Source organism: Agrobacterium sp. 22-226-1 (assembly GCF_053522345.1).
Map to the genome: position 1 here is coordinate 1 of NZ_JBNWCP010000018.1, position 14,532 is coordinate 14,532.

General features: G+C 56.8%; 15 protein-coding genes. 4 read left to right on the plus strand and 11 right to left on the minus strand.

Features of this window, described 5'->3' with window-relative positions; translation table 11 throughout:
- Positions 1–73 precede the first annotated feature (73 nt).
- The 11 genes from ACQZ5K_RS22980 to traI form a co-directional block, all read right to left on the minus strand.
- The gene (locus ACQZ5K_RS22980; RefSeq protein WP_448741518.1) at positions 74–775 is read right to left on the minus strand and encodes a hypothetical protein; all 702 of its coding nucleotides are present in this window, start codon (positions 773–775) and stop codon (positions 74–76) included.
- 1 nt (position 776) lies between these two features.
- Positions 777–1,082, minus strand: coding sequence for a hypothetical protein (locus ACQZ5K_RS22985; protein ID WP_448741519.1), 306 nt, complete (start codon positions 1,080–1,082; stop codon positions 777–779).
- 130 nt (positions 1,083–1,212) lie between these two features.
- Entirely contained in the window at positions 1,213–2,025 is an 813-nt protein-coding gene (gene trbG / locus ACQZ5K_RS22990; protein WP_448741520.1) for a P-type conjugative transfer protein TrbG, read from the minus strand.
- Positions 2,026–2,042: 17 nt separating this feature from the next.
- Positions 2,043–2,705, minus strand: a complete 663-nt coding sequence (locus ACQZ5K_RS22995; protein WP_448741521.1) for a conjugal transfer protein TrbF — start codon at positions 2,703–2,705, stop codon at positions 2,043–2,045.
- Between the two features lie 27 nt (positions 2,706–2,732).
- Positions 2,733–3,860 carry a P-type conjugative transfer protein TrbL gene (trbL, locus tag ACQZ5K_RS23000; protein WP_448741522.1) on the minus strand — a complete coding sequence of 376 codons (1,128 nt, stop codon included), beginning with the start codon at positions 3,858–3,860 and terminating at the stop codon, positions 2,733–2,735.
- Between the two features lie 40 nt (positions 3,861–3,900).
- The gene (gene trbJ / locus ACQZ5K_RS23005; RefSeq protein WP_448741523.1) at positions 3,901–4,704 is read right to left on the minus strand and encodes a P-type conjugative transfer protein TrbJ; all 804 of its coding nucleotides are present in this window, start codon (positions 4,702–4,704) and stop codon (positions 3,901–3,903) included.
- Entirely contained in the window at positions 4,694–7,132 is a 2,439-nt protein-coding gene (locus ACQZ5K_RS23010) for a conjugal transfer protein TrbE (protein WP_448741524.1), read from the minus strand. The genes trbJ and ACQZ5K_RS23010 overlap by 11 nt, the downstream gene beginning before the upstream one ends.
- 12 nt (positions 7,133–7,144) lie before the next feature.
- Positions 7,145–7,444, minus strand: coding sequence for a conjugal transfer protein TrbD (locus tag ACQZ5K_RS23015; RefSeq protein ID WP_448741525.1), 300 nt, complete (start codon positions 7,442–7,444; stop codon positions 7,145–7,147).
- A complete protein-coding gene (locus ACQZ5K_RS23020; protein WP_448741526.1) occupies positions 7,437–7,799 on the minus strand; it encodes a TrbC/VirB2 family protein in 363 nt (120 codons plus the stop codon). The genes ACQZ5K_RS23015 and ACQZ5K_RS23020 overlap by 8 nt, the downstream gene beginning before the upstream one ends.
- A complete protein-coding gene (gene trbB, locus ACQZ5K_RS23025) occupies positions 7,789–8,766 on the minus strand; it encodes a P-type conjugative transfer ATPase TrbB (RefSeq protein ID WP_448741527.1) in 978 nt (325 codons plus the stop codon). The genes ACQZ5K_RS23020 and trbB overlap by 11 nt, the downstream gene beginning before the upstream one ends.
- Positions 8,723–9,400 (minus strand): acyl-homoserine-lactone synthase, encoded by a 678-nt coding sequence (gene traI, locus ACQZ5K_RS23030; protein WP_448741528.1) that lies wholly within the window; start codon positions 9,398–9,400, stop codon positions 8,723–8,725. The genes trbB and traI overlap by 44 nt, the downstream gene beginning before the upstream one ends.
- A 374-nt stretch (positions 9,401–9,774) precedes the next feature.
- On the opposite strand from traI, the gene repA reads away from it, so the two are divergent.
- The 4 genes from repA (at position 9,775) to ACQZ5K_RS23050 (ending at position 14,443) form a co-directional block, all read left to right on the plus strand.
- Positions 9,775–10,998, plus strand: a complete 1,224-nt coding sequence (gene repA, locus ACQZ5K_RS23035; RefSeq protein WP_448741529.1) for a plasmid partitioning protein RepA — start codon at positions 9,775–9,777, stop codon at positions 10,996–10,998.
- A complete protein-coding gene (gene repB, locus ACQZ5K_RS23040) occupies positions 10,995–12,023 on the plus strand; it encodes a plasmid partitioning protein RepB (protein ID WP_448741530.1) in 1,029 nt (342 codons plus the stop codon). Before repA ends, repB begins: the two co-directional genes overlap by 4 nt.
- 197 nt (positions 12,024–12,220) lie before the next feature.
- Complete coding sequence (repC, locus tag ACQZ5K_RS23045) at positions 12,221–13,435, plus strand: plasmid replication protein RepC (protein WP_448741531.1); 1,215 nt, start codon at positions 12,221–12,223, stop codon at positions 13,433–13,435.
- 507 nt (positions 13,436–13,942) lie between these two features.
- Entirely contained in the window at positions 13,943–14,443 is a 501-nt protein-coding gene (locus ACQZ5K_RS23050) for a hypothetical protein (protein ID WP_448741532.1), read from the plus strand.
- Positions 14,444–14,532: the final 89 nt, after the last annotated feature.

Below are 14,532 nucleotides of genomic sequence, written 5' to 3' on the forward strand. Positions count from 1 at the left end.
ACAGGAACTTGACCTCTACACCAGACCCGAAACATATCTAAAAGGCGGGTCAAATCTCGGTGGAAATACCGGGTCAGTTCTCAGTGGAAATCAACACCCTGACGTCCTGATTGAAAAAGCTCTCCTTCTTCAACTGCCCGTTCGGGTCCGCGCTTTGTGCAAGCAACCCCGCGCTCATCGAAGGACCGACCAGCTCGGATCCACTATTGGTCCGGGCAAGTCCGGGTGGTTCGACGCCGGTCGTTCCGGTGGTGCCTGGCGTGTCGGAAAGGTCCACTTTGAGCGGTGAATCCAGGGCAGACGCCCGCGCCTGGACGCGTGCCATCCGCTGTCGTTGAACTTCGCGAAGATACTGCTCCTCCTGATCTCTTTGCAAACGAGCACGCCATTCTTCTTCAGGCTCAAACCCGGGGGACCGCTCGTCACGTGCTGCCCTGCGCTCTATGAATGGCTCGCGCTTTTGCTCAGTCCGGGGAACGACCGGCACCGGCTGAAAAATCTCCTGCTTTTCCGGCTCGCCGATAATCCCGTTAGCCACGCCCTTTTTTAGCTGGTCACCGAAGTTTGTCGCGGGCGCGCCCGATACGCGGCCTGGTTCGCTGTCCCGGCTGAACGAAAAGCCGCGAAAGGAAAGGCCGATGATAACAACACCAAGGAACAGGGCGACTATTACGACCGAGATCAGAATCGGCAAGCGATTGAGCCGACGCATCTCCTGTTGACTACCCGGACTTGCCGGAGCTTCAAGCCGTAGCGACTGGACCACTTGTTTCACCTCAGTTTCGCTGCATGACGGATAGCGGGCTCGACGCAGTTGCGAGAGATCCGGTGACGCTGTAGGCGCGACCTAGTGCGACGGATGGTGTTGCCAGATATGCCAGAATTTGGCCGTCGACATGTCGCAGCGAATAGGAAATCTCGATTGGCTTCTGATCCTTTGCCGCCACGCTGTTGGCAATGATTGTGTAGCCCCAGCCCTTGAACGCCGCCTCAAGGGCTGCCGCGTAGTCCGAGTTATCCTTCTCGAACCTGATTGATCTTCCCGCAGCCGCACCGATCTGTTCCGTCAGTCGGCTGGTCATGTCACCCGCGATTGCCGAGGTGGCATGCGCCCCGACATTGGACGCAGAAGCCGGATCAGGAGCATTTTCCCTGCTTTGGCAACTGCACAATATTGCAAGGATCGAAAGCACACTATGAACCCGTCGCATTCTACGCTCCCCTCCGGATAGTGACTTTCTGCTGGCGCCAGCCAACGCCGGAAATGAGGGTCGCTTTATCGACTGCATAATCCACGATCATCATGTCATTCTTCATCCGGTAATTGACGATCCGGTTCTGCCCGCCGCTCACGACGAACAGAACCGGTGCGTCCTGTCCGGCAATCGATCTCGGGAACTGAATGTAGGTCTTCAGTCCATCGGAATAGACACGTTTTGGCTTCCAGGGGGCGCTTCCCGTTATTGAGTAGGAGAAGTTCAGCTTGTCGGCGGTCACTCCGGGCACGCCTCCCGCCTCAAGCCTTGCGTTGACGTCGGCAAGCGTCGTTGATTTATCCTCAGGATACTCAAAACCGACACGAGCCATGTACTGGCTTGGGTGCGATTTCAGCTGGATATGATAGGTTCGCCGTGACGTCGTCACGACCATCGAGGAAACAAGGCCTGGCTCGGAAGGCTTGACGATAAGATGAATTGCCTGTCCGCCAGTGGCGCCGGACGTTGCCGGTTCGATCTTCCACCGGACCGTGTCGCCGACAAGGACGTCTCTCACGATCTCGCCGCCCTGGAGCTCGATGTCACAGACCTGAAGCGGCGAACACACCACCGAGGGCTGCGTCGCACCAAACAGAAATATCACCTTGCCATCCGGTCCGGTGGTGACCGGTCCAGTCGCGCCCCTCCATTTTTGCGAGATATCGGTTCCCCTCACCTCTTTTGCAGTCAGGCTTTGCGCAATCGCAGTGTCCATCAATCCAACTAAAGTCGCGCAGCCGGCGGCCGCGATCACTCGGTGTTTGAGCATCTCGTGTTTCCCTGCTTTCAAAGCTGTGCAGTCCAGTCGAAATCCTGGACATAAAGACCGATCGGGTTGAGGCGGATCGTGGCCTCGTCCTGAGGAACAGTCAGCGTGACCGTCGCAATGCCACGAAACCGGCGGGTAGCGGTTTCCTTGCCCTTGCGATCTCGCTCGTACTCTGTCCAGTCGATTTGATAGGTCTGGTTGGACAAAGCCACAATGTTGTTGACTTCGATCGCAACTGTTGACGCCTTTGCGCGCTCGAAAGGCGAGTTTGCACGGAACCAGGCATTGACCTTCTGCGTCGAGGGATCGGAAGTGCGCAAGAGGGCATAGGTGCGGTCGATATATTGCTTTTGCACGACCGCGTCAGGTGTGATCGATTTCAGGCTGATGATGAAGTTGCCGAGCGTTGCCCGGACCACACGGGCATCCGCATACTCGATCTGCTGCGGGAAACCTGCTGTCAAGGAACCGCCGAGCTTGTCCACCTCGACGATATAGGGAACAAGTTTGACTTGGGTGCTCTGGTAGAGGGCGTAGGCAAAGCCAATGACCGCCATCATCAGGCTGATAATCCCGACCGCTCGCCATGCCCTGGCGGCTTGAACGTAGGAGCCATATCGTTCAGTCCACTCCAGCCGGGCGGCAAGATAGGGGCTTTCGACGGGGGTTTTCATGGCCATTCGTGGTTTCCCTCTCACTTCAAAGCTTTACTTGCGTTTGGCAGGCGGAGGTCCGTTGGTCCGGCTTCCCTCCAGTTTCGCGTTGGCAAGTCCGAGGAGGGTGCCGGCGTAAGCGCCTGGCGAACCGATCGCCTTTTCCCTGGCGGCGGACCCGGTCGCTTTCGTGCCTGATCCGATTGCCATCCCGATACCGCGCATCGCCGCACTGGTCCTCGATGCACCGGCAGCGTGCGCCGATTGTGCAGCAGTTGCGCCCGCCCGGGCAGTATTCGCCGCGAGCATGGCAGCGCCTGCCGCAAACGACGTCGTCTGACCGCCATGGCGGATTGTTTCCATGCCAGTCGTTACCGATGCACCCTGGACCACACCCTGAATGATGTTCGGCACATAAATTGCGATGATGAAGACAACGACTGCTATTCCTGCAATCGCGAGAGCAGTCTGAAACTGATCTCCGACATCGGTGCGGTTTGAGAGCCCGATCAGAACTTCCGAGCCGATACGGGATATCATCACCAGAGCCATTAACTTCATGCCGACCGAGAACGCATAGATCAGGTAACGGACGGCAAAGTCCTTGGTGAAGGAAGAACCGCCAAGCCCCAACATGATCATTCCTGCCAGCAGGCCGAGATACATCTCGACCATGACGGATACAAAGATTGCCGCGACAAGGGAGAACGCGATAACCGTGACGATCATCGCGAAAGCCGCCGATATCGCCAGCGCGTTGTCCTCGAATACACCGAACTGGATTTTCTCTGACATTTTCGTTGCAACGGTGAGGCCGGCATTGAAGACCTCAGCCGGCGAGGCGGTTCCGCCGCCGGCACCGAGCTGGAACAGGCTGTCGACGATTGCCTTGGCAAAGGTCGGGCCTTGAGTCAGAACAAAGGCAAAAAAGCCTACGAACATTATCCGCCGGACGAGCTCCGAGAACCAGCTGTCGAGCGACGCCGCCTGCAGTGCGAGCCAGATAGCGGCAATTGCGATCTCGATCGTCGCAAGGATCCAGAACAGGGACCTGGCCGCATTCATGACGGTGGTTTCCCATCCCCTGGCGGCCGTGGCTATCTCGGCTTGCAGGGCAGAAAGGATCGAACCTTCTTGCGCGAAAGCTGGCTCAAGCGATGCCGCTATAATGCCGACGGTCATCGCCGGAAGCCTTAGCCTATGGAGACTGCTGGTCATCGGCTCACCACTCGATCTTCATTTTCTCTCCGCCTGTTGTCGGAGGAGCTGTCGATCTGAAAAATTCCTCCCGCCGCTTTTGCGCCAGATCCTTGTCGGTTTGCTCCGACTGAAGCCAGGTCCCCATCATCGTCATTTGTTGCGAAACAAGGCCGCGGAGTTTTTGTATCTGTGCGACTTGTTGGGCGGCTATCTGGTGGCCGACCTGAAGCGCTTTCATCTGTCCGTCTGCCGTTTCCGACATGCCGCGCAGGGAATTCATCGTATTTTCTTCGCTGTCGAACTGGTCGGCCGTCAGGCTCGCGGCTTTCAGCGTGGCAGCGATCGTGTCGCGGTTGGTATCCGACCAGCTCTGATAGCGAGACGAAAAGCCTGGCGCGTCCGGGAGGTTCACCTTGAGATTGGCGTAGCTTTCAAACCGCTGCTGGAGAATGTCGTCGGCATTGCCCATCGAAAAGGAAATGCTCTCACCCTGATCGATGATGTCCCGCAACGTTCGGAGCTCATTTTCCACTTGCCCCCAAATATGATCGGGAAGCCGGGCGGTGTTCTGGATCATGTTTTCGTAGATCCGGAGCTGGTTCTGGATTTGCTCCGCCAGTTGGCTGATTTGCGTGATCTGGTTGTTGACCTGAGTTCCTGAGCTCTTCAGAAGCTCAATGAGTTGTGCGTTGTTTGCAAGCTGTGTCCACTCCGTCGCCGCTCCCGTTGCTGAGCCGGCCTGGGCCGTGAAAGCTGCTCCAAATGGCAGGCTGCCAACCATGAGGCTGCCGGCAAGTCTGGCCCATGCCGGAAATCTATATCGCATTCTCGATCCCCCTTGTTTCGAGCCATTTGATTGGCCAGCCTTCGCCATGGTCTCTCCGAAGCGCACGAATGCGCTTCAGGTCCTCTTTCCCGGACACGCCGACGAAGCTCAGTGCTATTGGCCCGAGTGACATCTCGAACAACCGCCGGCCGACGGGTGTCGCAACGTAATATTCGCGCTTCGGGATAGCGCTCGATACGATCTCGATCTGGCGGTCATTGAAGCCGATCCGCTCGTAAAATTCCCGGACGCCCGGTTCGAGGGCTGCGCCGTTCGGCAGGCAGATTTTCGTCAGGCAGGATTCCTTGAGCACGTCGATGATGCCGGATCGCTCCGCGTCTGAAATGGACTGGGTCGCCAGCACTACGGCGCAGTTGGCTTTGCGAAGGACCTTAAGCCACTCACGGATCTTGGCTCTGAACACCGGATGTCCCAGCATCAGCCAGGCCTCATCGAGAATGATCAGGCTCGGCGAGCCGTCCAGGCGCTTTTCGATCCGGCGAAACAGATAAGTTAGAACGGGCACGAGGGTGCGCTCGCCAAGTGTCATCAGATGCTCGATCTCGAAGCACTGAAAACCTCCAAGCATCAGGCCATCCTCTTCAGCGTCGAGCAACTGGCCCATGGGCCCGTCGACCGTGTAGTGATGAAGAGCGTCCTTGATTTCGCGCATCTGGACCCCGCTGACGAAGTCCGATAGCGATCGGCCCGGCGCGGTTGCCATCAACATCACCTGCCGCGAGATTGCATTCCGGTGATCGGGTGTGATTGTTACACCCTGCAATGCAGTCAGCATTTCGAGCCACTCGGCCGCCCAGGCGCGATCTGCGTCGGACGAGAGATCAAAGAGCGGGCAGAACGACAGGGTCTTGTCCTCGTCACTCTCTTCCCCACCGATCTCATAGTGATCGCCGTCCGCAGCCAGCGTCAGCGGCAGGAGTGAATTGCCCTTGTCGAACGCAAAGATCTGAGCGTTCTCATAGCGTCGGAACTGGGCGGCGATCAGGGCAAGAAGCGTCGATTTGCCTGAGCCAGTCGGCCCGAAAATCAGCGTATGCCCGACATCATCAACGTGAAGGTTCAGGCGAAAGGGTGTAGAGCCGGTGGCGACCTGCATCAGCGGCGGAGAATTTTCCGGGTAAAACGGGCACGGGGCGGCCGGATTGCCAGACCAGACCGAATTGAGAGGAATGAGGTCCGCCAGATTGTTGGTATTGATCAGCGGTTCGCGAACATTGGCGTACCAGTTGCCAGGAAGGCTCCCCAGAAATGCGTCCGTAGCGTTCAAGCTCTCGATTCTCGCGCCAAAACCCTCTGCCTGGATAAGCCTCCGGACTGCCTCCGCCTTTTTACTCAGAGCCTCACGATTCTCATCAAAGAGGATGATGACAGGCGTGTAGTAGCCATAGGAGACCAGTTGCGACGACGCCTGCGCTATCGCATCTTCGGTTTCGACCACCATCGTCATGGCGTCCTGGTCAACGGAACGACTCTGCGTCTGGAACAACTGGTCGAAGAATGGCCGCACCTTTTGCTGCCACTTCTTGCGCGTGCGCTCCAGCTTCTGCCGTGCCTCTTCAGCGTCCATAAAAATAAAGCGGGATGACCACCTGTAACTCAAGGGCATCTGGTCGAGGCTGTTCAAAATGCCAGGCCAGCTCTCCGCCGGCAGGCCATCGATGGCAATAACGCCCAGAAACCTGTTTTCGACTTTAGGTGTCAGTCCATGTTCAAGTTCGGCAGTGGCAATCCAGTCAAGATACATGGGCACGGACGGAAGCCGTACCGGATGATTTTCGCCCGTGATGCAGAACCTTACAAATTGCAGAAGATCGTCGTAACGGGTAGCCTTTTCTCCGTCGTGTCCAGCGACCTCGCGCGTCTTCATGCGCGCTATCGAGATGATGCTGGACAGGTATTGTTCGATCTCCCTGGTCATATTGCGGAAGAACAGGAGCACGGTCTCTGCGTAGGGCGTCTTGCGGCTTTCCGTATCGGAATAAATGTATTTGCTGAGCGCGGATTTCCTGCCTTCGGGCGGACGGTACGTCAGGACGAGAGCATGCTTGCTCTCAAAATGGCCCTGTTCGCGAGCGAAATGCGCACGCCGCTCTTCGTCAATAGCCCGGGTAACCGGATCGCGAAAGTGGCAACGATCCGGTGACGGGTAGCTGGACGTCGGAACGCGCATTGCCTCGACGTGAATCATCCAGCCGCTGCCAATCCTCGACAGAATTGCGTTGATCTGCCGGGACAGTTCGTTTCGTTCGGTGTTGGTCGCGCTGTCGGAATCTGGACCGGCGAAATACCAGCCGGCCATCAGGCTGCCATCCTTCAAGAGAAGAATACCGTTGTCGACCAGTCCGGCATAGGGGACGAGATCGGCAAAGGACGGACCGGTTTTTCTGAAACGGCGTAGTGCTACCACGATCGTACCACCTCAATATTTACGCCAGGGCGAAGAGGTCGGCCTGTAATGGGGCTTGTAGAAAATGTGGCGCAGATAAATCTGGCGCATAAGCGGATCGGCCTTGGCCATCATGCGAAGGATGCCGACCACGCCGATCCAGATGACGGCGCCCAGGATCGCCGAGTAGATCGTGAGAACAACAAATATCAGAACGATGGATGCAAGACCGGTGATGAGGACCAGTTCCCGGTCAGCCCCCATGAGAAGATTGGGGCGTGATAGGGCCCTGTGAATTCGGTTGCGGCCAAGCGGTGGATGGTTGTCAGCCATTGGCTCCCTCCTCCCCGCTCCGGAAGTTGAAGGTCGTCTCCCGCAGTTCTCCGATCGATGCGCCGGTCGCGCCGAAAAGACCGACGATCGTCGTTGCGCCAAGAAGGATCCCGGCGACGAGCACGACATACACAAGTCTCCGCGCAAAATCGTTCAGCTCGCCGCCAAATATCAACATGCCACCGGCTATGGCGACCGCTGCAAGGGCTATGTAACCTGCGACCGGGCCGGTGATCGACTGCTGGATCTGCTCGAGCGGCCCTTCCCACGGCAGGCTTCCACCCGAACTGGCGATTGCGGGCCCGACCTGCGTGAGGACGACGGGAGATGTGAAAAGAGCCAGTTTACGCAACATTGTGCACCTCCTCTTCTTCGGTTTGCTGATGGGAGCGGATTTCGTATTGTCCATTGGCGTAACCCTCCACGGTGATGAGGTCGCGAACGCATCGACCGCGCGCTGTCCTTTCAATCGACACGACGAGGTCAACGGCGTCACCAATCACCTCATGCATTGGCTGATGGCTGACTTCCGCGGTCAGTTGCTCGAGGCGCCTGAGAGCAGAGGTCGCGGTATTTGCATGCAAGGTTGCGATCCCGCCCGCATGGCCTGTGTTCCATGCCTTGAGTAATGCCAGGGCCGCTCCGTCGCGCACCTCCCCGACAATGATGCGATCCGGCCGCAGTCGCATGGTGCTTTTCAACAGGCGGGTCATATCCACTGCTTCACTGGTGTGGAGGGCGACGACGTTCTTGCCGTCGCACCTGATTTCCTCCGTGTCCTCAAGGATAACGAGGCGATCATCCGGCGCGCTGTCGACGATCTCCCCGATGACAGCGCTTGCGAGCGTTGTCTTTCCTGACCCTGTTCCGCCGGAGATCACGATGTTCTTGCGTGAGGTGACAGCACCGCGAATTTTTTCGAGCTGTGCTTCTGTCATGATGCCGTCGCGCAGGTATTCGTCGAGCGCTATGAGACGCGAAGTCCGCCGTCGGATCGAAAAGGCTGGATTTGCGACGATCGGTGGAAGCAGGCCTTCAAATCGATGACCGCCGATGGGCAACTCGCCCGAGATGACTGGCTGGTTCATGCCGACTTCCGAGCGAAGAGCGTGCGCGACGGTCCCGATCAACATTTCAGCTGCCGATGCCGACATCTCCCCGGCCGCCGTAATGCCCCGACCGATATACTCGATGAACAGTCTGCCGTCGGGATTGAGCATCACTTCGACCACCGTGCTGTCATCAAGGGCCGAGCAAAGCTGGTCGCCGAGCGCCTCCTTAAGCTTTCTGACAAGCCTGGCATGGGACGAGGGATGAGTCACAAGCCGCTCCTTTGGATGTGTTGGGACGGAATTCCATCATTGAGCAGTAATTTGCCGGCTGAAGTTTTTCGAAGATCCACGAGGAGACCGGGAGAATCCCCGCGACAGCTGCTGTGGTGCCGATTTTCTTGACGGGACCTATGCGTTGCAGTGGCCACCCGACACGGGAGAGGATGCGTTCGAAGCGCAAATCGGTCACGGTTACAATCTCGGTATAGCCGGCGAGCAAGGACCATTCGAGGATCCCCGCAAACATGGCGAGCGTCGTCTCGTGAGCCCTGTTTGATCGCCCGGCCACTTCGTGAGAGGTGTCTACGCAGAAGCGCGAACTTTCGATCATGGCGTTGTGGGAGTGGAGATTTCCGTCGGGAAGGAGTGATGAGAAGACATCGCCAACCATCGTTGGTCCAACCGCCGGAAGAAGTCGCGCGCAGCCGAGCACGTGATCGTCCTCGGAGACCGCGAGAATGTATGTCGGTCCCAGATCGTCAAAAGCATCGCGTTCGCAGCCACCGTCAACGCGCACGTCCCATCCCAGGCGTCCTGAAAATACCCTCGCGCGAAGCTTGTGATGCTCTTCCAGCAGTTTTTTCTCGACCTCGTTGCGAGGTGCGGCGATAGCCATGATGTGCATGAAGTTCCCCGTTTTTCTGTTGGGGGGAAATCAGCACATTCGAGAATCGGGCGGGAGTTGGTGAATCCTACAAATCCCGATTCCGCGGCATCGGAGCCTTTGCACGCTGGAAAGGAGCTTTCCGATCGCCCTCGAAAAGGCCGCGTCTGAGTAGTTGACCCTAGAACGAAAAGGGATCAAATCAGCCCTCGCAAAGAGATAACTCATTCTAAATGTAACATATTGTTCCAGTTTCAGTGTCGTGAACGTGAAAGGCAGATAATTGTCAGTTAAGGGTCTATTAACCCTTAGTCTCTGGACGTGAAGCGAGAATCGTGTTGTATCTTTGGCGGGCTTTGGGCGGCAAACCGAACCTTGTCCGCCAAGGGGGCGAGATGGCGATAGCAAAAAAGATTGAAGCAACAATTGCTCGGAAGGAAGATGCAGGCGGCAAGATAGCCCGCCATGCAAGCCTTTTGTCGCAGCAATTGCAGGAACTGCGCACACGCATGTATCCGCCGAAGTCGGAGAAAAGCCTGCGCCCCTTCCTGACCAATGAAGTTTCAAAGCTGACGTCCATACCTGATTCCACCCTGAAACTCCTGTCGAGTGAAGGGCGTGGCCCGATTCCCGGACGTCTGGAAAACAATCATCGGGTCTACACCCTGGCCCAGATCAACGAGTTGCGGGAACTCTTCGCTAGCCAGAAGCCGGCAGACGCCTTGAGATTCCTGCCGAGGCGCCGCGAGGGAGAACACCTTCAGGTCGTGGCCATTGCCAACTTCAAGGGTGGCAGTGCCAAGACCACGACCTGTGTTCACCTTGCACACTATCTCGCCTTGCAGGGCTATCGTGTCCTCGCACTTGATCTTGATCCGCAGGCGTCACTTTCTGCTCTCTTCGGTGCGCAACCCGAGTTTGATGTCGGTGCCAATGAGACCATCTATGCGGCGCTGCGTTACGAAGATGCAGAGCGTCGATCGATCCGCGACATTATTCGCAAGACCTATTTCGACGGCATTGACCTGATCCCGGGCAACCTCGAGGTCATGGAATATGAGCACGAGACGCCCAGGGTTCTGGCGCAGAAATCCGGTTCCGGTGCAATTTTCTTCGAGCGACTGAAGCTTGCGCTGGCCGAGGTCGATCAGGATTATGACGTGGTTATCCTCGATACGCCGCCGTCCCTCGGATTCCTGACGCTCAGCGCAATCTACGCTGCCACAAGCATGATCATCACCGTCCATCCGGCGATGCTTGACGTGGCTTCCATGAGCCAGTTCCTGTTGATGATGGGAGACCTGATAAGCGTGCTGAATGAAAACGGCGCGCAACTCGATCAGGATTTCATTCGCTATCTCGTTACCCGTCATGATCCCAACGATGCGCCCCAGTCTCAGGTTGTCGCCATGATGCGCCATCTGTTTGGTACCGATGTGCTTCTTCCAACCCTGATCGAAAGCACGGCTGTCGAGGCAGCGGGACTTGCAAAGCGCTCCATCTACGAACTCGAGATGGGTCAGATCGGCCGTGACACACACAAGCGAGCCCGCGAGGCGGTCGACGCCGTCAATGAAGCCATTGTGAAACTGATCAACACCAGTTGGGGGCGCATATGACCAGCAAGTCATCGCGTAAATCCATCGTAGCAAATTTTGGGTTGCTCTCTGCGGAACTGGAAAACCGGCTGTCGACGGAGAACCCTGCCGTCGCTCCCCAACCTGCTCCATCCGCTCGTGTCGGTGCGGGCGTGATTGGTGCGGCGCACCGGGCGATCGACGACATTAAATCGGAACGCGATCGCCTGAAGGCGCTGGTCGAAGCCGGCGGAGGTGCGATCCGCGAACTCGATCCATCCAAAATCGACCCCTCACCCTTTCCCGACCGTCTTCCTGATGATGATGCCTCTGATTTCGAGACATTTAGGAATTCGATCCGCTCCGAAGGCCAAAAGGTTCCCATCCAGGTCCGAAAATCACCGTCCTCGCCTGACCGCTATCAGGTGATCTACGGCCATCGCCGGCTCCAGGCCGCCCGGGACCTCGGAATTCCGGTTAAGGCGATCGAGGTCGAGATTTCCGACGTCGAACTCGTCATCGCACAGGGTATTGAAAACGCCGACCGCCAGGATCTGACCTGGATTGAGCGCGCCCTGTTTGCCCGCCGTATGGACGATGCCAATGTGAAGCCTCGCGATATCAAGGCTGCCCTGTCTATCGATGATCCTGAACTGGCACGCATGCGGTTCGTTTACCGCGCCGTTCCGACCGAAATCATCGAAGCAATCGGGCGGGCGGGGAAGGTCGGGCGTCCGAGATGGGCCGACTTTGCAAAGACTTTTTCCGAAAGGCCGGATCTGCATGATGCAGTGAGCAAGGCCTTATCCGTCAGCGCCGGGAAGCATCTGGGATCAGACCAGAAGTTTCTGGCAGCATTTAATGCTCTGAAACCGAAACCTCCCTTGAAAGAGACCGGCAAAGCCATTGCTGGCCCCGCAGGCGAGCAACTGGGCAGGCTTGTGCGTACGGGCAACGAGGTCCGTATTTCAGCGCACACGCCGGCCGCGGCGGAATTCCTGAGCTTTATTGAATCGGAGTTGCCGGCTATGGCCGAGCGCTTCAGTCGTGAGAAGTTGAAGAGCTGACCGAAGTCGTAAGCGGATTTCGACACGAATTAAGAAAGGAAAGCGCGCAAAAGAAAAAGGCCCCCGAAACGTCGCCGTCATGGAAGCCCTTCTCGTTGTGTGAGAGCTTGAGAATCGCATTTCCGTGAATCCTAGTCAAGAGTCTTTGGCGCCGTTTTGGTGAGCGTTCTTCTTTTGCCTTTTTGAGAGGCAAAGACATGGAAGGTGGACAAGTGACGACGCCCTTTGGGCGGCGACAGGTTACCCTTGCGCTTGTGAGACGGCAGATCGCCACGAGCAGGATCGAGGAAGGTAAATCGGCAAACAAGTGGAAGGTTTTCCGCGACGCATCGGAAGCCCGGGAGGTGCTTGGTCTGCAGGATCGCAGCCTCGCGGTTCTCGACGCGCTTTTGAGCTTCTATCCGGAGAATGAACTGCGCCAGGACGCGCGGCTCATCGTCTTTCCCTCGAACATTCAGCTGTCAATTCGTGCCCATGGTATTGCGGGCGCTACTTTGCGTCGGCATCTGGCGCTCCTCGTTGAGGCCGGCTTGATCATCCGCAAGGATAGCGCCAACGGCAAGCGCTACGCCAGAAAAGATGACGATGGCTCAATCGAACACGCCTTCGGATTCGACATTTCGCCGCTTCTTGTGCGAGCTGAGGAGCTTGCATGCCTCGCCCAGCAGGTTGCTGCCGATCGAATTGCCTTTAGACAGGCAAAGGAAAACCTGACGATCTGCCGGCGTGATATCCGCAAGCTTATCACGGCAGCTGTCGAAGAAGGGGCTGCAGGCGATTGGGACGAAATCGAGGAACGCTATCTTGCTCTCGTGAGAGAAATCCCGCGCAATCCCGGGCTGGCTGAACTTGGCGACCTCGGCGGAAGGATGAGCCATTTGCGCGAGGATATTGTCAAGCTCCTGAATTCTGAAGACTTTTCGTCAAAAATGAACAGCAATGATGCCCATATTGAGCGGCACATACAGAGTTCAAATACCAATCCTCCCAATGAACTTGAACCAAGCTCTCGAAACGAGCTGGAAGCGAAGCCGGGTAAAAGTGAGCGGGCCGTGCATGTGCCGATAAAGGCTTTCCCGATTGGACTCGTCTTGCGCGCTTGCCCGGAATTTTCGAACTATGGCCCTGAAGGAGAGATCAGAAACTGGCGGGAGCTTATGACGGCTGCCGTGGTGGTTCGATCAATGCTGGGTGTCAGCCCGTCGGCATATCAGGAGGCCTGTGAGGTGATGGGTCCGGAAAATGCGGCGGTGACCATCGCCTGCATTCTAGAGCGCGGCGGTCACATCAACTCACCGGGCGGATATCTGCGGGATTTGACAAGCAAGGCGAAGCGCGGTGAATTTTCACTTGGTCCGGTCCTTATGGCTCTGTTGCGTGCCGGCGGCCACAACGTCAAAGCCGCTGGGTGATATTGGGCTCGCATAGGTGGAGCGGGAACAAGAATTGTTGCCCCAGGCAACCCGAGACCGAACGGACCATGAATTTAATGCAGAGCACAGGATATCGCGCCGGTACTTTCAGCCGGGGCGATACTCACGGTGAGCTGAAGTCCGAATCGCAGGTGAGGATTGACGCGTTGGGGTCGCCGCGGAGGGTGCCGACGGGTCAGTGCCAGGCCCGCCGCCGCGAGGAGTGCATCGTCGGCCAACACTGTGAAGCGATCGCGAAAACTCTTGAACGTCAGTGAGAATGAAAATACTTCTTCGTGGGTGACCCGGATATTCGCTAGGCCGAGGGGCTCAATTCACCTGCAAGTCCGGGAACCATGCGATATAGAAGGGTTCGGCTCAGGTCAGGTGCAGAGTGTCGAGCCTGACCCAGGTCGCCTTTTATACAGGTATCAAGAAGAGAACCTATATATGGATTCGAACCGGATATACTTCGAAGGTAATCCCTGGCCAGAGGGACATCCAATCGTGAAGTTTTTGTGGTCGGCAAAGGAAATCGACGGAGATGTGTGGTTCGACATTCATCTCGAGTCGGCAAATTACTATTCAGAGCGCGCTATAAAGGATAAGGAAAACTCGACCTACACCAATGACTGGGACGCGCCATACTCCTGGGAAAACTATCAATCCTGTATATTGTCGTCGGACGACTGGCACAATGGCGGTTTTAGAATCTGCTCCAAGGATGAATATACACCGGAGTTTCTCGATGGCCGCGAGTTGCTGATAGACCCCCACCCGGAAACGATAACAGACCGGAATGATTTCGCGTTTCAGATATACCTGCTCGGCCACGATACGGTTGCCAAGCATAAAATCAAATTCGACCGGATCGGCAATTCCAATCGTTTCAAGATCACGTGGTTTGGCAAGATCGCACGAACGTACGTTGGAGACCACGATTTCAAGTACAATTTTTCGGTTATGGTGCTGTCGGCGGATTTCCCTGAACTGCCAGAAACGCCATGATTTCGGGCCGAAAATCGAAATTAGGTCTTCTCGCGATGCTCATTTGCAGTGTTGGTTCAGCGTCGGCAGAGTCGGGAAGGCCTGTGCCT